19 protein-coding genes and 1 tRNA gene are annotated in these 21,923 nt (G+C 71.0%); 4 read left to right on the forward strand and 16 right to left on the reverse strand.

What is annotated here, in order from left to right:
* Window positions 1-81: 81 nt before the first annotated feature.
* Window positions 82-555 carry an NfeD family protein gene (locus tag DEJ29_RS09460; RefSeq protein WP_110863722.1) on the forward strand — a complete coding sequence of 158 codons (474 nt, stop codon included), beginning with the start codon at window positions 82-84 and terminating at the stop codon, window positions 553-555.
* Window positions 552-1,754, forward strand: coding sequence for an SPFH domain-containing protein (locus tag DEJ29_RS09465; protein WP_110863721.1), 1,203 nt, complete (start codon window positions 552-554; stop codon window positions 1,752-1,754). The genes DEJ29_RS09460 and DEJ29_RS09465 overlap by 4 nt, the downstream gene beginning before the upstream one ends.
* 72 nt (window positions 1,755-1,826) lie before the next feature.
* Here DEJ29_RS09465 and DEJ29_RS09470 read toward each other — a convergent pair whose 3' ends face one another.
* The 9 genes from DEJ29_RS09470 to DEJ29_RS09510 all read right to left on the reverse strand — a co-directional run bounded on the left by DEJ29_RS09470 (window position 1,827) and on the right by DEJ29_RS09510 (window position 12,705).
* Entirely contained in the window at window positions 1,827-2,177 is a 351-nt protein-coding gene (locus tag DEJ29_RS09470) for an RNA polymerase-binding protein RbpA (RefSeq protein ID WP_027465636.1), read from the reverse strand.
* A gap of 110 nt (window positions 2,178-2,287) precedes the next feature.
* On the reverse strand, window positions 2,288-3,880 hold the full coding sequence (gene lnt, locus DEJ29_RS09475; protein ID WP_258375868.1) for an apolipoprotein N-acyltransferase: 1,593 nt from the start codon (window positions 3,878-3,880) through the stop codon (window positions 2,288-2,290).
* A gap of 11 nt (window positions 3,881-3,891) precedes the next feature.
* Window positions 3,892-6,330 (reverse strand): DEAD/DEAH box helicase, encoded by a 2,439-nt coding sequence (locus tag DEJ29_RS09480; protein ID WP_071244709.1) that lies wholly within the window; start codon window positions 6,328-6,330, stop codon window positions 3,892-3,894.
* Complete coding sequence (gene tatC, locus DEJ29_RS09485) at window positions 6,327-7,079, reverse strand: twin-arginine translocase subunit TatC (protein WP_111094029.1); 753 nt, start codon at window positions 7,077-7,079, stop codon at window positions 6,327-6,329. The genes DEJ29_RS09480 and tatC overlap by 4 nt, the downstream gene beginning before the upstream one ends.
* Window positions 7,080-7,729: 650 nt before the next feature.
* The gene (locus DEJ29_RS09490; protein WP_111030116.1) at window positions 7,730-8,701 is read right to left on the reverse strand and encodes a helix-turn-helix transcriptional regulator; all 972 of its coding nucleotides are present in this window, start codon (window positions 8,699-8,701) and stop codon (window positions 7,730-7,732) included.
* On the reverse strand, window positions 8,694-9,746 hold the full coding sequence (locus DEJ29_RS09495; RefSeq protein WP_111096003.1) for a helix-turn-helix transcriptional regulator: 1,053 nt from the start codon (window positions 9,744-9,746) through the stop codon (window positions 8,694-8,696). The genes DEJ29_RS09490 and DEJ29_RS09495 overlap by 8 nt, the downstream gene beginning before the upstream one ends.
* A 71-nt stretch (window positions 9,747-9,817) precedes the next feature.
* On the reverse strand, window positions 9,818-10,738 hold the full coding sequence (locus DEJ29_RS09500) for an FKBP-type peptidyl-prolyl cis-trans isomerase (RefSeq protein WP_110864511.1): 921 nt from the start codon (window positions 10,736-10,738) through the stop codon (window positions 9,818-9,820).
* Window positions 10,739-10,780: 42 nt separating this feature from the next.
* Window positions 10,781-11,959 carry a tRNA (adenine-N1)-methyltransferase gene (locus DEJ29_RS09505; RefSeq protein ID WP_111096004.1) on the reverse strand — a complete coding sequence of 393 codons (1,179 nt, stop codon included), beginning with the start codon at window positions 11,957-11,959 and terminating at the stop codon, window positions 10,781-10,783.
* A complete protein-coding gene (locus tag DEJ29_RS09510; RefSeq protein ID WP_258376035.1) occupies window positions 11,956-12,705 on the reverse strand; it encodes an HAD family hydrolase in 750 nt (249 codons plus the stop codon). The genes DEJ29_RS09505 and DEJ29_RS09510 overlap by 4 nt, the downstream gene beginning before the upstream one ends.
* A gap of 147 nt (window positions 12,706-12,852) precedes the next feature.
* Here DEJ29_RS09510 and DEJ29_RS09515 point away from each other — a divergent pair, with 147 nt between their 5' ends.
* On the forward strand, window positions 12,853-13,776 hold the full coding sequence (locus tag DEJ29_RS09515) for a proteasome assembly chaperone family protein (protein ID WP_111096006.1): 924 nt from the start codon (window positions 12,853-12,855) through the stop codon (window positions 13,774-13,776).
* A 505-nt stretch (window positions 13,777-14,281) separates the two neighbouring features.
* Here DEJ29_RS09515 and mshC read toward each other — a convergent pair.
* The 3 genes from mshC to DEJ29_RS09530 form a co-directional block, all read right to left on the reverse strand.
* The gene (gene mshC, locus DEJ29_RS09520; protein ID WP_111096007.1) at window positions 14,282-15,526 is read right to left on the reverse strand and encodes a cysteine--1-D-myo-inosityl 2-amino-2-deoxy-alpha-D-glucopyranoside ligase; all 1,245 of its coding nucleotides are present in this window, start codon (window positions 15,524-15,526) and stop codon (window positions 14,282-14,284) included.
* A complete protein-coding gene (locus tag DEJ29_RS09525) occupies window positions 15,523-16,353 on the reverse strand; it encodes an undecaprenyl-diphosphate phosphatase (protein ID WP_111096008.1) in 831 nt (276 codons plus the stop codon). The genes mshC and DEJ29_RS09525 overlap by 4 nt, the downstream gene beginning before the upstream one ends.
* A 62-nt stretch (window positions 16,354-16,415) precedes the next feature.
* The gene (locus DEJ29_RS09530; protein WP_111096009.1) at window positions 16,416-17,744 is read right to left on the reverse strand and encodes a M20/M25/M40 family metallo-hydrolase; all 1,329 of its coding nucleotides are present in this window, start codon (window positions 17,742-17,744) and stop codon (window positions 16,416-16,418) included.
* 158 nt (window positions 17,745-17,902) lie between these two features.
* Between DEJ29_RS09530 and DEJ29_RS09535 the strand changes: the two genes are divergently transcribed.
* Window positions 17,903-17,988: transfer RNA gene (locus DEJ29_RS09535), tRNA-Leu, on the forward strand.
* A gap of 402 nt (window positions 17,989-18,390) precedes the next feature.
* On the opposite strand, the gene DEJ29_RS09540 is transcribed toward DEJ29_RS09535, so the two are convergent.
* The 4 genes from DEJ29_RS09540 to DEJ29_RS09555 form a co-directional block, all read right to left on the reverse strand.
* Window positions 18,391-18,990, reverse strand: a complete 600-nt coding sequence (locus tag DEJ29_RS09540) for a CxxCxxCC domain-containing protein (protein WP_258376036.1) — start codon at window positions 18,988-18,990, stop codon at window positions 18,391-18,393.
* 11 nt (window positions 18,991-19,001) lie between these two features.
* On the reverse strand, window positions 19,002-20,141 hold the full coding sequence (locus DEJ29_RS09545; protein WP_111096010.1) for a zinc-dependent alcohol dehydrogenase: 1,140 nt from the start codon (window positions 20,139-20,141) through the stop codon (window positions 19,002-19,004).
* 208 nt (window positions 20,142-20,349) lie between these two features.
* The gene (locus tag DEJ29_RS09550) at window positions 20,350-21,678 is read right to left on the reverse strand and encodes an NAD(P)/FAD-dependent oxidoreductase (RefSeq protein ID WP_027465651.1); all 1,329 of its coding nucleotides are present in this window, start codon (window positions 21,676-21,678) and stop codon (window positions 20,350-20,352) included.
* A 32-nt stretch (window positions 21,679-21,710) separates the two neighbouring features.
* Window positions 21,711-21,920 (reverse strand): hypothetical protein, encoded by a 210-nt coding sequence (locus DEJ29_RS09555; RefSeq protein ID WP_017887301.1) that lies wholly within the window; start codon window positions 21,918-21,920, stop codon window positions 21,711-21,713.
* Between the last annotated feature and the right edge of the window lie 3 nt (window positions 21,921-21,923).

The following is a 21,923-nucleotide window of genomic DNA, read 5'->3' on the forward strand; positions in this document are numbered from 1 at the left end:
CGGCCCTGATATGTTGAACGGAGTTGTGCCGGCTGTCGCGACGCAGCGAGCCGCCGCGCGCGACCGAGGGAGGGAGATCGCGTGAACGGAATCGATTGGATCCAGAGCACCGTCTGGATCGGCCTGGTGTTGCTCCTGGGCGTGGTCGAGATCTTCACCCTCGACTTCATCTTCATCATGCTCGCGGCGGGTGCCGCCGGCGGGTTGATCGCCGCACTGCTCGGCGCCCCGTGGTGGCTGTCCGCCATCGTCGCCGCGGTCGCCGCCCTCGTGCTGCTGTCGCTCGTCCGGCCGCGCCTGCTCGTGGCGCTCGGCCGCGGTGCCGACCCGCACCGCACCAACGTCGAGGGCCTCATCGGGCTCGCCGGCACGGTCGCGGTCGCCTTCACCTCCTCCAGTCCTGGTCAGGTGCGCCTGGCCAACGGCGAGACCTGGAGCGCGCGGTTCGCCGCGGGCTCCGTCGACCGCACACCGCCACTCGGCACCCCCGTGGTCGTCGAGTCGATCGAGGGGTCGACCGCGGTCGTGCGCCTCGCAGAAAGGGCCACCTCGTGACCAGCATCTCCCCGGGGACGATCGCACTGCTCGTGCTCGTCCTCGTCGTCGTCATCTTCGTGATCGTCGTCCTGGCGAAGGCGATCCGGATCGTCCCGCAGGCCACCGCGGGCGTCGTCGAACGACTCGGCAAGTACCACAAGACCCTCAACCCGGGCTTGAACCTCCTGGTGCCGTTCATCGACCGCCTGCGGCCGCTGCTCGACATGCGTGAGCAGGTCGTCTCGTTCCCGCCGCAGCCCGTGATCACCGAGGACAACCTGGTCGTCTCGATCGACACGGTCGTCTACTTCCAGGTGACCGACGCCCGTGCCGCGACGTACGAGATCGCGAACTACCTCGGCGCTGTCGAGCAGCTCACCACCACCACGCTCCGCAACGTCGTCGGTGGCCTGAACCTCGAAGAGGCCCTGACCAGCCGCGACAACATCAACGGCCAGCTCCGCGTCGTCCTCGACGAAGCCACGGGCAAGTGGGGCATCCGCGTCGGCCGAGTCGAGCTGAAGGCGATCGAGCCGCCCGTGTCCATCCAGGACGCCATGGAGCAGCAGCTCCGTGCCGAGCGCAGCCGTCGTGCCGCGATCCTGCAGGCCGAGGGCACCAAGCAGTCCCAGATCCTCGAGGCCGAGGGACAGCGGCAGGCCGCGATCCTGGCCGCCGAGGGTGACGCCAAGGCACAGGTGCTCCGTGCCGAGGGTGAAGCCCAGGCCATCGCGACCGTGTTCGAGGCCATCCACACCGGCGACCCGGACGAGAAGCTGCTGTCCTACCAGTACCTGCAGACCCTGCCCAAGATCGCCGAGGGCACCTCGAACAAGCTCTGGATGATCCCGAGCGAGTTCACCGAGGCACTGTCCGGCATCGCGAAGGGCTTCAGCGCCAGCCGCGGTGGCGGCGCCGGTCCGGTCGCCGGCGGCGCCGGTGGCACGGACTTCCTGTCCCGGATCTCGAAGCTCGCGAACGAGAGCCTGGCGAACACCGCAGCGGCAGACACCACGATGCCGCGTGCGGACGCCACCGCCGCGGACATCGTCCCCGAGTCCGACCTCGACGCGCGCCTGGCCGAGTCGAACCGCAGTGTCGATGCGCACCTCGCGGCCGCCGACGACGCGACCGCCGAGCAGGTCGGGGACACTCCGCCCACGCCGGGCGACGACGCCTCCGGTCACCGCACCAGCGACGGCTCCGGTCGGCGCTGACGGTCCCGCACCAACGAACGACGACGCCCGCCCCGGGGAACCGGGGCGGGCGTCGTCGTGTGTTCGGTGGTGTCAGGCGCCGCGTCGTGCGCGGAGGACCTGCAGGCGCTCCTCGAGGAGCTCCTCGAGTTCCTCGCGCGAGCGGCGCTCGAGCAGCATGTCCCAGTGGGTGCGGGGTGCCTTCACGTCCTCTTCGGCGACCTCGACGGGGATCCCGTCGTCGCCGAGCAGGCGGCCCTCGCGACCGGAGCGCGGCTCCGACCAGGTCTGGGGGACGTCCGCATCGGCCGAGAAGACGATGTCGAACGTCTCACCCGAATCCGTCTGGTAGACCGCGCGCTTGCGATCTGAGAGCTCGACGCCCTCTTCGCTCTGGAGACTCTGACTCCCGAGCCGCATGCCGCGGAGACTCCGATCAGCCATGTGTGTGCTCCTCTCGCTCGTCTGCCCTCCACAACACTGTCCCACGCCCCATCAATCCCGTACCGGCGCATTCACAGTCCGTTCCCAGTGGCTGGGCGCGGCGTGCCCGATCAGGAGCGGGTTCGACGACCCCAGGGAGCGCAGGCGAGGAGCACGAGGAGTCCGCCGAGGGAGAGCAGGAGCGTGATCGAGCCGGACAGGATCGACGCCGGGGTGGTGGACGTGCCGAGCGGCACGTCGGTCACCATCGACGTCGCGGTGTACTCCGGCACCCGGTCGATCGTGCGGCCGCTCGGGTCGATGACCTGCGACGCTCCGACGGTCGAGATGTTCACGAGCGACCGACCGGTCTCGATGGCCCGCATCCGCGCGATCTCGAGCTGCTGCAGGTTCTCGTCGGTGCCCGAGAAGTCGGCGTTGTTCGTCTGCGCGAGGATCACCTGCGCTCCCCCGCGCACCATGTCGGCGGTCAGCCCGTCGTCGACGATGTCGAAGCAGATCGAGATGCCGGCACGGATGCCCGCGACGGAGAGCACGTTCGGCTTCGTGCCCGGCGCGTAGTCGCGCTGCAGCAGACCGATCAGCGACGGTGCGAGCTTGGAGAAGAACCAGCGGTCGGGCACGTACTCGCCGAACGGCACCGGGCGCTTCTTGTCGTAGGACGACTGCCAGCCGTCCGCCGTCCACACGAACGACGTGTTGTGCAGCACCCCCGACGGGGTCTGCGTGATGGCACCCGCGACGATCGGGGCGTCGAGCGAGTCGACCACCGAGTCGAGGGCGGACGCGATGACCGGCTGCTGCCGCGGGTCGTACTCCGCACCGGCCTCGGGCCACACGACGAGGTCGACGCCCTTCGCGTCCACGTCCGTCGCCGCGACCTGCGCGGCCAGGACGTCGCCGGGCTCCGCACGGTCGAAGTAGCCCGCGGGACCGTTGCCCTGCACCGCCTCGACCCGGATCGTGCCGCTCGTCGCCGTCGGCCACCCCGGCACGGCCAGGACCGCCGCGACGAGCAGACCCGCCGTCGCCACCCGCACGGGCAGCCGGAGCGTGCCGCCTGGCACGGGGGGTGCCACGAGCGCGAGCGACACCACGACCGCGACGCAGTACACGACGATGAACGTCAGCCCGAGGACGCCGACGTACGCGGCCAGGTGCGTGAACGGCCCCTGCGACTGCGACAGGCCGACGCGCCCCCAGGCGAAACCGCCGTACGGCCAGCTCCCCGAGAACCACTCGCGTCCGGTCCAGAGTGCGGCGACGACGGCCGGGAGGCCCCACACGCGTCCGGCGGTCGAGGGCACCACGCGGGCGACCCAGCGGTACGCCAGGGCGATGGCGACGCTGCCGAGCGCGAAGAACGCGGCTTCGAGCAGGGCGAGTGCGAACCACGGGACCGGGCCCAGGTAGCGACCGGCCCACGAGATGGCCGGGATCCAGAACGCCGCGCCCGCGAGGTAACCGATCCACGCCGCACGCCGCGCCCGCTGCCCCATCACCGCGAGCAGCATGCAGGCGAGTGCCGGGTAGGCGAGGAACCACCACCCGGGCGACGGGAACGCGAGCGCGAAGAGGATCCCGCCGATGACGGCCAACGGCAGCGCGGTGCCCAGCGGCAACGCGGCGAACGGACCGGTCGCGACCGCCCCGCGGCCGACGCGAGCGGGCAGCCCGCGCACACTGGTCTCCGGAACCGGCACCGGGCCTCCTGTCAGACCGCCGCGTAGGCGACGATGCCGCGGCGAACCGCGTCCGTCGCCCGTCGGGCGGTCTGGGCGAGTTCGTCGTCGCCGGCGTTCCGGATCTGGTCGAGCAGGTCGATGACCTGCTTCGACCAGCGGACGAAGTCGCCGGCCGGCAGGTCGAGGGTGCGGAGGACGTCGTCGAGGGCCGAGCCCGAAGCCCAGCGGAACATGCCGACGGCCATCGCGGGGGTCGGCGGCTGCGAACCGGCCAGGCGCGCTGCACGTTCGATGTCGTCCAGGCGCGACCAGATGGTCAGTGTCTCGTCGAGCGCGGGGCGGAACGCACCGCGGGGCAGGGCGTGCTCCGTGCCGGGCGCGTCCTCGCGGCGGGGCTGGTAGATGATCGTCGCGGCCATGGCGGCGAGCTGTGCCGGGGTGAGGTCCTTCCAGACCCCCGCCTCGAGGCACTCGGCGACGAGCAGGTCGCGGTCGCCGTAGATGCGCTGCAGGCGACGGCCGCCCGCTGCCACCGTGGCTTCGCCGTTGCCGGCGTCCACCAGGTAGCCGAGCTCGAGCAGGACCTCGGTGACACGGTCGAACGTCGTGGCGACGGCGCCCGTGCGGGACCGGATCTGCTGGACGAGCTTGTCGTTGGCACGCTTGAGCTTCCACCAGCGCTCGGACCAGCGGGCGTGGGCCTCGCGCTCCGGGCAGGCGTGGCAGGGGTGGCGCTGCAGCTGGCGGCGGACCGCCGTGATCGCGGCCTGGCGTTCCTGGCGGGCGCCGTGCGACGCCTCGCGGCCGCCGGGCACGTTCGTGCGCTCGAGGTCGGAGAGCTCACGGCGGAGTGCCGAGTACTCGGTGAAGTCGCCGAGGTGGCACTGCATCGCCTCGCGGTAGCCGTCGAGGGATTCCTGCTGCGAGCGGACCTTGCGAGCGAGGTCGACCACCGACCGGTCGGCCTGGAACTGGGCGAACGACGTCTCGAGGACCTCGCGCGTGCGCTGCCGGCCGAACTGGTCGATCAGGTTGACGGCCATGTTGTACGTCGGCTTGAACGACGAGTTGAGCGGGTACGTGCGACGGCTGGCCAGCGACGCGACGGCCTGCGGGTCGAGCCCGTCGGTCCACTGGATGACCGAGTGCCCCTCGACGTCGATGCCACGACGACCGGCACGACCGGTGAGCTGCGTGTACTCCCCCGGGGTGATCGGCACACGGGCTTCGCCGTTGAACTTCTCGAGCTTCTCGAGCACGACGGTGCGCGCCGGCATGTTCACGCCGAGTGCCAGGGTCTCGGTGGCGAACACGACCTTCAGGAGCTTGCGCTGGAAGAGGTTCTCGACGACCTCCTTGAAGGCGGGGAGCAGGCCGGCGTGGTGCGCCGCGACCCCGCGCTCGAGCCCTTCGAGCCACTCCCAGTAGCCGAGGACGGCCAGGTCTTCGTCGAGCAGGGTGCGGCAGTGGTACTCCGCCGTCTCGCGGATCTCGTTGCGCTCCTGCACCGTCGTCAGGGACAGGCCCGAGCGCAGGACGTTGCGGACGCCCTGGTCGCAGCCGTTGCGGCTGAACACGAAGAAGATCGCGGGCAGGAGCATCCGCTCGTCGAGCATGTGCGCGATCTGTTCGCGGTGCACCTTCTCGGTGCGGGGCCCGCGACGCTCGGGGTAGCCACCACGACCGCGCCGGCCGCGGTGGCCGCCGCCGTTCCGCTCACTCCGCGAACCGCCACCGACCATGCGGAGCAGTTCCGGGTTCACGCGGTTCGTCGCCGCGGCACCGCTCGAGTCGAAGAGGTCGACCATCTTCGAACCGACCAGGACGTGCTGCTCCAGCGGCACCGGACGGTCTTCGGAGACGATGACGTCCGTGTCGCCGCGGACGGTCTGCAGCCAGTCGCCGAACTCCTCGGCGTTGGACACCGTGGCGCTGAGCGAGACCAGGCGGACCTCGGTCGGGAGGTGCAGGATGACCTCTTCCCACACGGCACCACGGAACCGGTCGGCGAGGTAGTGCACCTCGTCGAGGACCACCCAGGCGAGGTCGTCGAGCAGGTCCGAGTCGGCGTAGATCATGTTCCGGAGCACCTCGGTCGTCATCACGACGACGCGGGCGCGGGGGTTCACGTTCGTGTCGCCGGTGAGCAGCCCGACCTCGGACTCACCGTAGACGTCGACGAGCTCGGCGTACTTCTGGTTGCTGAGCGCCTTCATCGGCGTCGTGTAGAAGACCTTCGCCGTCGGCTGGCGCATGGCGAGCCAGATGGCGAACTCGGCCACGATGGTCTTGCCGGCTCCGGTCGGGGCGGCGACCAGGACGCTGCGGCCCTGGTCGAGCGAGTCGCAGGCGGCGAACTGGAACGGGTCGAGATCGAATCGCAGGTCGGTCCGGAACAGCTCGAGGTTGCGCGACCGGTTGCGAACCTTGGCCGCGGCGAACCGCTCGGCCGCACTCGTGCCACTCACAGGTCGTACTCCTCGTCGAGCTTCGCTTGGCGCTTCGCCAGACGGCGGTCGTGGATCCACGCGATGAAGCAGGCCGCGACGTACAGCACGGTCATCGGGACGGCCAGCAGGAACATCGAGATGACGTCGGCGCTCGGGGTGACGATGGCGCAGAACACCAGGATGCAGAGGATCGCGACGCGCCAGCTCTTGATGATCGTGGAGGCCGACAGCACCCCGACGAAGTTCAGCAGCACGATGAAGACCGGCAGCACGAACGCGATGCCGACCGCGACGATGAGCTTGATGACGAAGTCGTAGTACGCCTTCGCATCGACGATCGAGGTGTCCTGGCTCGACACGAAGCTGCCGAGGATGCCGACCACGTGCGGCAGGATGTACCACCCGAAGTAGCACCCGGCGAAGAACAACGGGATCGCGGTGCCGAGGAAGCCCCAGACGTACTGCCGCTCGCGCCGGACGAGCGCGGGCACGATGAACGCCCAGATCTGGTACAGCCAGACCGGGCTCGCGATGACGACGCCGATGGTGATCGCGATCTGCAGCTTCAGGTCGAACGCCCCGGTGATCATCGGGAAGTTCAGCTCGGCCGTGTGTCCGCCGACCTTGGCGAGCTCGGTCACCGGTGCCCGGAGCGCGTCGAGCACCCACGGGGTGAGGAACCAGCCGCCGATCGCACCGACGACGATCGCCACGACTGCGCGGAAGAGACGGTTGCGCAGCTCGATGAGGTGCTGCCCGAGCGACATGCGGCCTTCGGCGTCGGTCTTCTGGCGCCCCTGCCGCTTCGCTCGCCCGCGCGCGGTCGTCGAAGCCATGTGCTCGATCTTACGGGGTCGGGACCGACAGTCCGCCGGGGTTCGGCGCGGCCGCATGGCGGGTGGGTGGCGAGCGGGCGGGTGGCGGGTGGGAGGCGGCGCGTGGGAGGCGAGCAGGTGGGTGGCGGGCGAGATCGGGCGTACCTGGCGAGATCGGGCGTACCGGGTCGGAAGATCGCACCAGGTACGCCCGGAACGACCAGGTACCCGAGGTCCGCCGTACGAGGTCGGGCGTACCGAGCGACACCGGGCATACCTGGCGAAACCGGGCGTACCTGGCGAGATCGGGCGTACCTGGTCGGAGCAACACACCAGGAACGCCCGGAACCACCAGGTACCCGAGCTTCACCGTGCGACATCGGGCGTACCTGGCGAGTTCGGGCATACCTGGCGGGAACGGGCATACCGGGTCGGAAGATCACACCAGGTACGCCCGGAACAACCAGGTACCCGAGGTCCACCGTGCGAGATCAGGCATACCTGGCGAGATCAGGCATACCTGGCGAGATCAGGCATACCTGGCGGGATCGGGCGTACCCGGTCGGAACGTGCAGCGCTCGAACGGGCCGCAGCGGCAGACGTCAGCCCGCGGCGAGGGCCGCGGCCGCGAAGTCGCGCACGGCGTCACGAGCGGCGGGCGGGTCGAGCACCACGGCACGACCAGGCAACCCGGCGACGAGCCGGACCACGCCGTCGAACCCGTGCGACGCCGCGAGCCGGATGCGGACACGGCCGTCGGAGTCGGGCGCGTCGGCCGTGTCGGACAGGAAGTCGGCGACCAGGGGCAGCGACGTCGAGTCGAGTTCCACCGTGACGATGACGTCGTCGGCGGCCTGCTGGAACAGCGTGTCCGGGATGACGACCTGATCGATGGTCTTCTCGGCCGCGCGGTCGTCGACCCGGGCCTCGGACATGCGATCGAGCCGGAACGTCCGGAGCGCCTGCCGATCGAGGTCCCACGCGCGCAGGTACCAGTCGGTGTCGATGGACTCGACCCGGAGCGGGTCGACCCGTCGGGTGCCGCCTTGGGTGCGCGGTCCGGCGTACTCGAAGACCAGGCCGCGGCCGTCGGACATCGCCCGGCGGATGGTGGCGAGGGCGACGTCGTGCAGGTCCTGCCCGACGGCGACGGTCGACGCCGCTCCCCCGGCTCCGCGGGAGAGCTTGGCCATGAGCGCGCGGATGGCGTCACGGTCGGCGGCCTCGGGCAGCGCGGACAGGTACTGCAGGCCGGCGATGAGCGCCGACGCCTCACGAGCCGACAGCCGCGGTGAGTCGTCGATCGCCACGAGGTTGGTCAGCACGATCATGTCGTTCTGGTCGAAGTCGTCCCACGCGATGTCGAACAGGTCGCCGTGCTGGTACTGCATCGTCTCGCCGGGCACCCCGGACACCGCGATGAGTTCGACGGCGCGCCGGATGCGGGCCTCCGGTACACCGAAGTGCCGAGCGGCCTCGGCCACCGAGACCCGCTCGCGGTCGATCAGGTACGGCACCAGGGCGAGCAGGAACGCGAGCTTGTCCTGCGCCTGCAGGGGTTGGGCGTCAGCCACGAACGGGGTCCTCTCCGAGGGCTGCGGCACGGTCGTCGTCGGTGTGGTCGCGCACGAGTGCACGCAGCCGTTCCTCCACCCGCGACCGCAGGTCGTCGGGTTCGAGCACCCGGACCTCGGGTCCGAACGCGGCGAGTTCCTCGGCGAGGATCTGCGGGTCCACGTGGTGCAGCACGAGCGCGCCGTCGGCGTCGGTCTCCGTGTCGCGGCGACGGGTCAGTCGGCGCTCGGCGTCGGAACCCGGCGTCACGGCGATGCGCGCGGTGCGCTCGGCCCAGATCCGCTCGAGCTCGGCGAGGGTGCGCTCCCCCGCGCCGACGGGAGCGGTGTGCTGCCCGACCTCGTACTGGGTGACCGGTCCGACGATGCGGGCCAGCAGGTAGTTCTTGTCCGAGTCCGTCGCGAACTCGTGGGCAGCGAGCATCCACCGGCCGCCGTGCTGCACCAGGGCGAGAGGAGCCACTTCGCGCCGACGGGCGTCGTGCTGCCCCGGCGTGATGTAGTCGAAGCGAACTGCGGCGCCGCGGTCGAGCGCGGAGCGGAGCGGCTCGAAGGAGGCGTCCCGGGCACGGAGCCGCGGGGCGTAGGCGTCGACCCCGAGCTGCAGGGCACCGTCGTCGTCCTCGGCGCCGGCCGAGCGGACCTTCAGCAGGCCACGGCGGGAGTCCGCGGACAGTGCGCCTTCGCGCCAGGCCATCGCGGCCAGGGACAGCAGCGCGGACTCGTCCGGGGTGAAGCGGACGTCGACGGGCAGGTCGTACTCACCCTTCGGGATCCGGTACCGGAGCGTCTGGTTGTTGCCCGCGGCACCCGGGGTCTCGATGGTCTCGAGGGGGATGCCGAGTTCGCGGACGTCGTCCTTGTCGCGTTCGAACTGGCGCTCGAGCGAGGCGTTGTCGCCACCGGTCGAGAACCGCTGCCGGTACCCCTGCACGTTGGCCAGGATCTCGCCCTTGGTCAACCCGGACTCCGTCGACAGCAGCGCGAGCACGAGGCTGAACAGCCGCTCCTCGGCGGGCACACGGGGCACACGGGTCGCTGGCACGAGCCGATCCTACGGCAGCGCGGGTGCACCGGAGTGCACCCGCGCCGCGGTCCGTGGACGGTCGGTCCGGGTCAGTTCGAGATCGCCCCGAGGACGTCGATCACGTACGCGTACGCGGTCCCCTGCTGGTTGACGATGGCCAGGACCTGGTCGCCGACGTGGTGCCCGACGATGGCGGTCCGGACACCCTCGTCGACCTGGCCCTTGGTGAGCGGGATGGCCTGCGCGCCGGAACCGTCGGTCCAGCTGGAGCCGGCGACGGACGGGTCGGCACCCCAGGTGACGGCGGTGTACTTGATGACCGCGGTGTCCTTCGCGGTGAGTTCGCGACCGTCGCCCTTGCGGAGCAGGTGCGTCTCGTTCGACTTCGGCGCGCTCCACGACGGGATCGTGATGCCGGGAGCGCCGGAGGGTGCGAGCACCACGGCCGGCATCTTGTCGCCGGCGAGCTGCGGGGTGCCGGTGGCACGGGCGTCGAACGCGCGCTTGACGTCGATGACGGCGATGACGGCGTCCTCGGTCTTCTTCGACGAGGAGCTGCCAGCGGTGCCGCCGGCGCTGCTCAGGGCGCTCTTCGGCAGGGCCACCGCCAGGCGGTCGCCGACCCGGGCGCACTGCAGCGAGGCGCCGAGGGCCCCGTAGTTGCTCGCCCCGGCGGTGATCGGTGCCGTCTGGCCCGAGTAGCCGCTCGTCTGGGCGACCTGGCCCGTGGAGCCGTCAACCAGGGTGTACTCGACCAGGACGGGGGTGCCGTCGTCGATCGTGCGACCGGAACCCTGCTGCAGCACGGACACCTGGGTGCCCTTGGTGGTCAGGCCCTTCGGCACGTTGACCTTCGGCTCCGAGCCGAACTTGCCGGTGGCGGTCACCGCTTCGGACGCGGCGCCGGGAGCGGCACAGCTCGAGGGCGTGGTGCCGGCACCGTTCGAGGCGCAGGCGGTGAGGGACACCGCGAGACCGATGGTGACCAGGAGTGCGGGGATGGTGCGCACGGACCCTCTTTCCGTTCGATACAGGACGGGCACGCCGTCAGCCTACCGTTCGTCCTCGACGGCCCCGGACGGAGCCGCAGCGACATCCGACGAAGCCACAGCGCCCTCGGACGGAGCCACAGCACCATCCGCCGCCGACGACGCCTCGGCCGCCGCGACCTTGCGCGCCTGCGCCGCCGACTGCCGGGCGACCTTGCGGAGCTTCTTGTCGCTCGTCGCCCGCTCGCCCACGGCGCCGGGGGTCCAGGCCTCGATGTCCTCGTCCGAGAACTCCGCCTTGCCCGCGCGGCGCTTCAGGTTCGGCAGCACGGTGCCGTCGGCCAGGCGTCGTGCCGTGATGAGGAACCCGGTGTGCCCGACCATGCGGTGGTCCGGGCGGACGGCGAGGCCCTCGACGTGCCAGGTGCGCACCAGGGTCTCGCTCGGCATCGGGTCGGTGAAGCGTCCGGTGTCACGCAGGGCCTCGGCCGTGCGGGAAAGCTGCGTGACGGTCGCGACGTAGCAGACGATGAGTCCGCCGGGCACGAGGGCGTCGGCCGCGGCGTCCACGCACTCCCACGGCGCGAGCATGTCGAGTACGACCCGGTCGATGCTCTGCGGCTCGGTCGCGTCGGGCAGCGACTCGACCAGGTCACCGACGGTGACGGACCAGTTGTCCGGGACGGCCCCGAGGAAGGTGCCGACGTTGCCCTTCGCGATCGCCGCGAACTCCTCGCGGCGCTCGAACGACTGCAGCTGCCCGGTCGGGCCGATCGCGCGGAGCAGGAAGAGCGACAACGCGCCCGAACCGACGCCGGCCTCGACCACGCGGGCGCCGGGGAAGACGTCCGCGAAGGCCACGATCTGCGCGGCGTCCTTCGGGTAGACGATCGCGGCACCACGCGGCATCGACATGACGTAGTCGTTGAGCAGCGGACGGAGCGCGAGGTACTCGTCACCGGTGCTCGCCCGGATGACGGAGCCGTCGGGCTGGCCGATGACGTCGTCGTGCCGGAGCACCCCGCGGTGCGTGTGGTACTCACCCGCGGTCTCGAGCGACAGCGTCGTGAGCTTGCCCTTCGGACCGGTCAGCTGCACGCGGTCGCCGGCCCGGAACGGGCCGCGCGGCGGCGTGTGCGGAGCGCCGCCCGCGGTGTGCGGGAGGGCTGCGGTCGGGTCCGCGGTCGGACTGGAGGCGCTGCTCGCGTCCGCCTCGTCGCGTGCGTCGTCGGTGTGGCTCATCGGGTGACCCCTTCGGTGTCCGCAGCGTGCGCCGGTTCCGACACCGCGCCTCCAGCCCGTGCGGCCAGTGCCGGCGTCGTCAACTCGACCAGACGGTCGACGTCGACCCCAGCCAGGGTGGTCAGGTGCACGTCGCCGCCGGCGATCTCGGAGAGCGGGACGATGTGCTCGACGGCGACCGTGACGGCGCCGGAGGCGACGGCCGACGCGACGCCGGTGGCGGAGTCCTCGATCGCGACGCACGCGGTGGGCTCGACGCCGAGCTGCGCGGCGGCGGACAGGTACGCGTCCGGGAACGGCTTCGGGCGGTCGACGTCGTCGCCGGCGACGACGACGCGGAAGCCGCGCTCGCCCAGGGCCTCGGCGGCGACGAGCGCCATCTTGCGACGGGACATCGTGACCAGGGCGGTCGGGATGCCGCGGGCGTGGAGCTCCTCGACGAGCTCACGGGCACCCGGCCGCCAGGGCAGTTCACCGGCGCGCAGGTGCTCCATCACGTAGTCGGTCATCCACTGGATGATCTCCTCGACCTCCATGTCGACGCCCTTGGCGCGCAGGAGCTCACCGGAGCGCTCGAGGCCGGACCCGACCAGGGACAGGCCGTCCTCGTGGGTCCACTCGGCGCCGTAGCGGTTCGTCAGGTCGACCTGGGACCGCTGCCAGATCGGCTCGGTGTCGATGATCGTGCCGTCCATGTCCCACAGCACGGCTGCGGGCGGGACGAGGGCAGGAGGATGCGCGGTCACGGGCGACGAGTCTACCTGGGCCGTTCCGCTGGGCGCGGACGCGCGCGTGCGCCGACACCCCCTGGGCCTACAGTGGATGCCTGAATCGTGTCCGGCCGGGGGCATCGCTCCCGCCCCGCTCCGCTCCACCACCAGGAGGTCCGCTCCGTGCCACAGCACTCCCCCTTCAGCGACGGTCGCTTGCTCGTCGTCGCCTTCGAGGGCTGGAACGACGCCGGCGAGGCCGCGAGCGGTCTGGCGCGTCGCATCGTCGAGTCGCTCGGCCTCGACGAGTTGCGTGAGCTCGACGGCGAGCGGTACGTCGACTACCAGTTCAACCGGCCCACCGTCGGCACCGACGACAACGGCGACCGCGGCGTGCAGTGGCCCCGGATCGTGCTGCACGGCCCCGGTGCCGAGGGGCGTCCGGTCATCGGCGCCACCGGCTCCCCCACCGACCGTGACGTCTTCGTGCTCGTCGGCCCGGAACCCTCGCGCACCTGGCGGGGCTTCTGCTCGGAGATCATCGACCTGGCGGACGTCTACTCGATCGACGCCGTCGTCTTCGTCGGTGCGATGCTCGCCGACGTCCCGCACACCCGGCCGATCTCGGTGTTCGTGTCGAGCGAGGACGCCGGGGTCCGTGCCGCGTTCGACGTCGACAAGTCCTCGTACGAGGGCCCGACCGGCATCCTCGGGGTCCTCGCCGACGCCATGGACAAGGCCGGGCTGACCACGCTGTCCCTGTGGGCGTCGGTGCCGCACTACGTGCACAACTCGCCCTCGCCCAAGGCCACGCTCTCGCTGCTCGACAAGATCGAGGAGCTCACGGACGTCACCGTGCCCCGTGGCTCGCTGCTCGACGACGCCACCGAGTGGGAAGAGGGCATCGACGCCCTCGCCGCCGACGACGAGGACATGGCGTCCTACATCGGGCAGCTCGAGCAGGCGCGCGACACCGTCGACTCCCCCGAGGCCTCGGGCGACGCCATCGCGCAGGAGTTCGAGCAGTACCTCCGTCGCCGTGAGCGCAAGGACGGCAAGGACGGCGGCACCGCCGGTGGCGAGGGGCCGTGGCGGCCCCAGCAGTAGCCGTCACCCGCTGACGGACAGGAGGCACGGTGCCGGCTGGCACCGTGCCTCCTGTCCGTGGTGGGCGTCCGGCGAGTGGTCACGAACTGTCGGCTGCGGCCCGCCCGGGCGACAGTTCCTGACCCCTCGGCAGCACGCACCCGACGTGTCGCGACCACTCCGCGGACTGGAGGCCCGTGGCAGGGCCGCCACGAGCCTCCCGTCCGGCGGCCGCGAACGGTCACGACACCCCGCTCACGTCCGGCGAGTGGTCACGAACTGTCGGCTGCCGACCGCCCCGGCGACGGTTTCCGACCCCTCGGCGGCACGCACGCGACGTGTTGCGACCACACGGCGGACGGGAGGCACGGGTCGGCCCCGCCACGGGCCTCCCGACCGGCGGCCGCGAGCGGTCAGGACACGCCGCTCACCTCCGGCGAGTGGTCGCGAACCGTCGGCTGCGGCCCGCCCGGGTGACAGTTCCTGACCCCTCGGCGGCACGCACGCGACCGTGTCGCGGCCCGCGTCAGGCCAGGCGGATGCCGAGCAGCGCGTCGATCAGGTCGAGGAGCTCCGGCGTGCACGCCGTGCCACCGGCGATCGCCGTGTCGACCGCAGCGACGGCACCGGGGGTGTCCAGGTCGTCGGAGACCCGCGCGCGGATGCGTGCCGCGACGTCCGCCGCGTCGTCGGCGTGCCCGGCGGAGGCTCCCGAGGCCCAGGCATCCCAGCCGGCGAGCCGCGTCTGGGCGCTCGTCAGCTCGGTGTCGAACCACTCCCAGTCGTCGGAGTACTTGTGCGACAGCAGCGCGAGCCGGATGGCACGGGGGTCGGCGCCGTCGTCGAGCAGCCCGCGCACGGTGACGAGGTTGCCGAGCGACTTCGAGATCTTCGTGCCCTGGTAGGCGATCATCCCGGTGTGCACGAACGCGTTCGCGAGGGGCTGGTGCGCGAGGGCAGCAGCGTGCCCGGCGCTCATCTCGTGGTGCGGGAAGACGAGGTCGCTCCCGCCGCCCTGCACGCTGATCGGCAGCCCGAGGCGGTCACCGGCGATGACGCTGCACTCGATGTGCCAGCCGGGGCGACCGGGGCCGATCTCGGTGTCCCAGGCCGGCTCGCCGTCACGCGCCGCGCGCCACAGCAGCGGGTCGAGCGGGTCACGCTTGCCCGGACGATCCGGGTCGCCGCCGCGTTCGGCCGCGAGGGCGAGCATCGTCTCGCGGTCCAGGCCGCTCTCGTCACCGAGGGTCCACGCGTCGGTGGGGCGGTTCACGTCGAAGTACAGGTCGTCGCCCTCGGCGCCGTCGGTCGGGACCTCGTACGCGTAGCCGGACTCCTGCAGGAACGAGACCGCCTCGGCGACGCGCTCGACCTCGTCGGTGACGGCCACGAAGTCGTCCGGCGGCAGGATCCGGAGCGACTCCATGTCGCGACGGAACAGGTCGACCTGGGACGCAGCGAGTTCACGCCAGTCGACGCCGTCGCGGGCGGCACGCTCGAGCAACGGGTCGTCCACGTCGGTGACGTTCTGCGCGTACTCGACGTCGATCCCCGCGTCACGCCAGGCACGGCCGAGCGTGTCGAACGCCAGGTACGTCGCCGCGTGGCCGAGGTGCGTGGCGTCGTACGGCGTGATGCCACAGACGTACAGCGCGGCACGGTCCTCGTCGCGGGCGGGGTCCACCGGCTTGCCCGTCGCGGTGTCGTGGACGACCGGTCGGGGCGCGGCGCCGGGGACGTCGGGGACGGATGGGGCCTGCCAGGCCCTCACGGCTGGATCACTCCGAGCGACAACAACACGATGAGCACGATACCGAGTGCGATCCGGTAAACGACGAAGGGCATGAAGCTGCGCTTGCTGATGTAGTTCATGAACGCCGCGATCACGACGAACCCGACCACGAACGCGACGACGGTGGCGATGAGCGTGTCGGCGAGTCCGAACGGCGAGCCGTGGTTGCCGAGGCTCGTCGCGGCCTCGTAGAACCCGGACAGGAACACCGCCGGGATCGCGAGCAGGAACGCGAAGCGCGCGGCCGCCGGGCGGGTGTACCCGAGGGCGAGACCCATCGACACCGTCGCACCGGAACGGGACACACCGGGCACCAGGGCGAGCATCTGCGCCAGGCCGATGAGCAGACCACCACGGAACGTCATCTGCTCGATCCGGCGCTCCTTGCGGCCGACACGGTCGAGCACCCCGAGCACGACACCGAACACGATGAGGACGATCGCGACGATCCAGAGCGACCGGAACGTGGTCTCGATCGAGTCCTTGAGCAGGAGCCCGGCGACCCCGATCGGGATCGTGCCGAGGATCACCAGCCAGCCGAGCCGGACGTCGGGGTCGCCCTTCGGCACGTCACGCTTGACCACCGACCGAAACCACCGCCCGATGATGCGGGTGATGTCCTTCCAGAAGTAGATGAGCACCGCGGTCTCGGTGCCGAGCTGCGTCACGGCGGTGAAGGCCGCTCCGGGGTCCTTCGCGTCGGGCAGGAAGAGCCCCACGATGCGCAGGTGCGCGCTGGAGGACACCGGCAGGAACTCGGTGAGCCCCTGGACGAAGCCGAGGAAGATCGCCTCGAGGATGTGCATCGCACGGGCCTTTCAGGGGGAGGTCGGTCAGGGCACCGCCACGACGGCGACCATGAACAATATCAGTACGTGGCGAGCAGGTCGCCCAGCACCCGCCGACCGAACGCCAGCGAGTCGAGCGGCACCCGCTCGTCCACGCCGTGGAACATCGCGGGGAAGTCGACACCGGCCGGCAGCTGCAGCGGCACGAACCCGTACCCCGCGATGCCGAGCGTCGAGAGCGCCTTGTTGTCGGTGCCGCCGGACAGCAGGTACGGCAGGACCGGTGCGCCCGGGTCGTGCCGGCCGAGGACGTCGCGGACGGCGTCGACCAGCGGGCCGCCGAAGTCCTGCTCGAGGCCGATGTCGCGGAACGACATGACCACCTCGACTTCGGGTCCGGCGAGCTCCCGCACCCGCTCGAGCACGGACTCCTCGTCACCCGGCAGGCAGCGGATGTCGACCAGGGCCTCGGCGGTGTCCGGGATGACGTTGTGCTTGTAGCCGGCCGTCAGCACCGTCGGGTTCGAGGTGGTGTGCAGGGCAGCGTGGATGAACCGCGATGCCGAGCCGGTGGCCAGCGCGACCTCGTCCGGGCCGGTCACCGTCGGGTCGACCCCGAGGAACCGCGCCACCTCGGCCACCATCGCATCCGTCGTGGCCGAGAGCCGGACGGGCCACTCCTCGCTGCCGATCCGGGCGACCGCCGCTGCGAGCTTCGTGACGGCGTTGTCGCGGATCACGTGCGAGCCGTGGGCAGCGGTGCCGCGCGCGATCAGCTTCACCCACATGAGCGCCTTCTCGCCGGTCTGCAGCAGGTAGGCGCGACGGTCACCGAGCGTGATCGAGTACCCGCCGACCTCGCTGATCGCCGCCGACGCCCCCGCGAAGACCTCCGGGTGCTGGTCGACCACGTGGTGGGAACCCAGGACTCCCCCGGCCTCTTCGTCGGCGAAGTACGCGATCACCAGGTCACGCTCCGGCGCACCGTGCTGTTCGATGACGTCCGCCAGCGACGTGAGCATCATCGCGTCCATGTTCTTCATGTCGACGGCGCCCCGACCCCACAGCGAACCGTCCTTGACCACACCGCCGAACGGGTCGACCGACCAGTTCGCCGGATCCGCCGGCACCACGTCGAGGTGCCCGTGGACCACGAGCGCCGGCTTGTCACGGTTCCGACCCGGCACCCGCGCCACGACGCTCACCCGGTCTGGCTCCGACTCGAACAACTGCGGCTCGAGGCCCAGCGCGCGGAGCTTGTCCTCGACGTAGTGGGCCGCCTCCGTCTCCCCACGGGACTTCCCCTCGCCCCAGTTCGTCGTGTCGATGCGGATGAGGTCGCGGGCGATCGCCGCGGTGGCCTCGAGCTCGGGCACGGACTGCGGCTCGGACGGCTCCGGGTTCGTCATGGCTCCACGGTATCGGTCGGCACCGACCCCGTCGCCGGGACAGCGCGGGCAGGACTCGCCCGGGATGCGCGACCGTGTTCATCGCGCGTTCAGAGCCGTGCTAGTGTTTTCTCTCGGCAGGAAGGCCGGGGAAACCCGGTTCGAACGCCATACATCCAGTCCGGATGGCGGAATTGGTAGACGCGCTAGCTTGAGGTGCTAGTGCCCGTATTAGGGCGTGGGGGTTCAAGTCCCCCTTCGGACACAGAAATGCATGCCCCCTGACCTTTCGGTCGGGGGGCATTTTCTGTTGCGTCTTCCCGGCGCGTGCCGCCATCGCTGCGCTCAGGGCGTCACCGCCTCGGGTGCCACTTCGCTGCGCTCAGGGCGATCCGCGCCGGCGTGTGCGAGCGCCGCCACTCCGCGCGAGGTTGCGCACTCCGTGCGGCGCGTACATGCTCGCACCGACTGCGCAACGCCGCACCAGGCGGTAGACCCGGCACCGTGCGCACTGGAGGCGCGGGGCGGGGCCGCCACGCGCCTCCAGGCCGCACTGTGCACACTCCGACACCCCGTGCGCGGTTCCGCGCACCGTGCGGCGCTGCAGGCGCGCACCCAGCACGCAACGCCGCACCAGGTCCCGAAGGCGGCACGGCGGCACGCGCGCTCAGCGCGAGCGGCGCACCCGCCGCACCACCAGCACCACGGCACCGAGCGCCGCCAGCCAGCCCCAGTTCGCGACGACCGGATCGAGCACCTGGTGCCGCCAGTCCGACCGACTCGACGCCAGGCGCGACGCAACGGGGTGGTTCCCCCGCTCCGCCGCGACACCGGTCTCGCTGATCACCCGGTCCGGCCGACCCCGGAGCGCATCGGTCACCCGGTGCGTCGCGACGTCCAGGCGGTCCCCCACGACGAGCAGCATCCAGTGCGCCAGGCGGCCCTCGCTGAACCGCCGGTAGGCGTACCGCCGGACGATCCCGGCGACGCCGTGCAGGGGCTGCGCGGTGCCGAACACCGGCGTCACGTGGGCGTGCTCGATGGAGCGCTCCCGGCCGTTCGCTCCGTCCTGCTGCGGCGGGACCACCCAGTGGGCACCGGTGGCCGAGCCGGCCTCGCGGGAGAGCTTCGGCACCGACGGGCGGTCGGCGACGTCGAGGTCGCTCCCCCACCCGGGGATACGCGCCCGGAGTTCGTCGGCCGAGGGGACGCGACGGGGCGGGTCGGCGATGTACGGCGTGTGCGAGGACGCGGTGTCGTCGGTCACGGGACGCTCCTTCACGGGACGATGACGGTCTTGATGCAGTCGTCGAGCTTCGACGAGAACAGGTGGTACCCCTCGGCGATGTGCTCGAGCGGGATGCGGTGCGTGATGATGTCGCTCGGCTTCAGGTGCCCGGCCTGGATGTGTTCGAGCAGGCGTGGCCACTGTCGCTTCACGGGGGCCTGGTTCATGTGGATGGTGACGCCCTTGTTCATCGCGTCGCCGAACTTCACCAGGTTCGGGATCGGGCCGTAGGCGCCCATCGCCGACACCGTGCCACCCTTGCGCACGCCGTCGATCGCCCAGTTCAGCGCGACCGGCGACCCGCCCTGCAACTTGAACTTCGTGGCGGTGACCTGCTGCGTGAAGTTGCCGTCGGCTTCGGCTCCGACGGCGTCGATCACGCTGTCCGCACCGAGGAAGTCGGTCTGCTTCTTCATCTCGAGCACGACGTCGTCGACCTCGGCGAAGTTGATCGTCTCGGCCTGGGCGAACGTCCGCGCCTTCTCGAGCCGGTACTCGAACTGGTCGATGACGATGACCCGCCCGGCGCCCATCAGCCAGGCGGACTTGGCGGCGTAGAGCCCGACGGGTCCGGCACCGAGCACCACGACGGTGTCGCCCTCGCGGATCGACGCCAGCTGTGCCCCGAAGTACCCGGTGCCGAGGGCATCCGTCATCATCAGGGCGTCGTCGTCGTCGAGCCAGTCCGGGATCACCTGCGGACCGACGTCGGCGAACGGCACCCGCACACGCTCGGCCTGGCCGCCGTCGTAGCCGCCGGTGGTGTGCGAGTACCCGAAGATCCCGCCGACCGCCGTGGCGTTCGGGTTCACGTTGTGGCAGTTGGTGAACAGGCCGCGGGCGCAGAACCAGCAGGTCCCGCACGAGATGTGGAACGGGACCATCACGCGGTCCCCGACCGACAGGGTCTCGACGGACGAGCCGATCTGCTCGACCACCCCGATGAACTCGTGGCCGAACGTGTGCCCGACCCGGGTGTCGGGCATCATGCCGTGGTACAGGTGCAGGTCGGATCCGCAGATCGCCGCCCGCTCGACGCGGATCACCGCGTCGTTCGGGTGCTCGATCCGGGGGTCCGGCTTCTCCTCGACACGGACCCGGTAGGGCCCGCGGTAGGTCATGGCGCGCATGGGCGCTCCTCTCGTTCGGCACGTCCACGCTGGCGCGCGGCACGTTGGAACGGACCCAGGTCTGCAGATGGCGGACAGTCGGTGGTCGTCCGCACGCACGGACGGGAGGCGCGGTGCCAGCTGGCACCGCGCCTCCCGTCCGATCTGTGGGTGCGTCTAGCTCTTCGACGCCTCGACGAAATTGCGGCCTGATGCCGCGTTCCGTCTCCTAGCTCTTCGACGCCTCGACGAAGTTGCGTCGCGGGTCGGTCTCCTTGATGAGCGAGGTCGCGTCGCGACCCGAAACGGCACCGGTGATCCAGCCGATGATGATGCGGGCCTTCCGGTTCAGGGTCGGCATCGCGTACACGTGGTACGCGCGGTGCGCGAGCCACGCGAGCAGGTTGGTCATCTTGATGCCCTTGATGTTCGCGGCACCCTTGCCGACACCGTACGACGCGACGGTGCCGATGGAGGGGTGGCGGTACTCCTCGAGCGGCTTGCCGGTGATGGTCGCGACGATGTTGTCGGCGGCGACCACGGCCTGACGGACGGCGTTCTGCGCGTTCGGCGGGTAGAACGCCGGCTGCTTGTCGGCGGTCAGGTCGGGCACCTGCGCGACGTCACCCAGGCCCCAGACGCCCTCGACGACCTGGTGGGTGTCCTCGGCCTCGACCTGGAGCTTCGCGTTCGCGGCGAGGTGGCCCTTCGGCCCGCGCGGCAGGTCGGAGGCGTCGAGGAGCGGGTTCGGCTTGACGCCCGCGGTCCAGACGAGCAGGCCGGTGGCGAACTCGTCGCCGTCGGAGAACTTGACGACACCGCCCTCGGCGCTCGGCATGGTGGTCTTCAGGCGGACGTCGATGCCGCGGGCGCGGAGCGACTCGAGCGTCCACTTGGACAGCTCCGGGCCGACCTCGGGCGCGACGCGGTCGAGGGCGTCGATGAGCACCCAGCGGGGCTGCTCACCGGCGAGCGACGGGTAGGTCTTGATGGCGGCCTGCGACACGTCGAAGAGCTCACCGATCGCCTCGACGCCGGTGTAGCCACCGCCGACGAAGACGCTGGTCAGCAGACGGCGACGCTCGTCCTCGTCGCGGGTGGCAGCGGCCTTCGCGATGTTGTCGAGGAGCTTGGCGCGCACGTAGGCGGCCTCTTCGACGCTCTTGAAGCCGACGCCGTACTCCTCGAGCCCGGGGGTCGGGAAGGTGCGGGTGACGGAACCGAGGGCGACGACGAGGTGGTCGTAGCCGAGGGTGCGGTCGTCGCCGCCGGCGGTCGCGATCGAGACGGTCTTGTCCGCCGAGGAGATCGCGGTGACCTTGCCCTGGATCACCCGGGTCTTGCGCAGTGCACGGCGCAGCTCGACGGTGACGTCCTTCGGCGCGATGTGGCCTCCGGCGACCTCGGGCAGGAACGGCAGGTACGTGTAGTAGGTGTTCTGGTCCACCAGGGTGATGCGCATGGGCACCGTGGCCGCGTGCTTCTGGAGCTGCTTGACCGTGGTGTAGCCAGCGGAGCCGCCGCCGAGGACGAGGACGTGAGGGATCGAGTCTGCCATTCCTCCGGTCTACCGGACTTTGGCTTGGCGCGTCATGAGTTCCGCGGCCTGTCGCGGAGCCGCCACCACGCGGTCTCGGCCAGTTCGGGCCCCGTGAACACCCCGTGCGGGGTGCGGCGGGACTCGGTGAGCGAGAAGCGGCGCAGTCGGTAGCCCCCGCCGAAGCGGTCGATGATCGCCTCGGGTGACGCCTCGGGGTCGCGCTTGACGTACCAGGTGCGGTCGTCGACCGGCTCGATCACGCC

The sequence above is a fragment of the Curtobacterium sp. MCPF17_021 genome, assembly GCF_003234605.2.
GTDB lineage: Bacteria > Actinomycetota > Actinomycetes > Actinomycetales > Microbacteriaceae > Curtobacterium > Curtobacterium flaccumfaciens.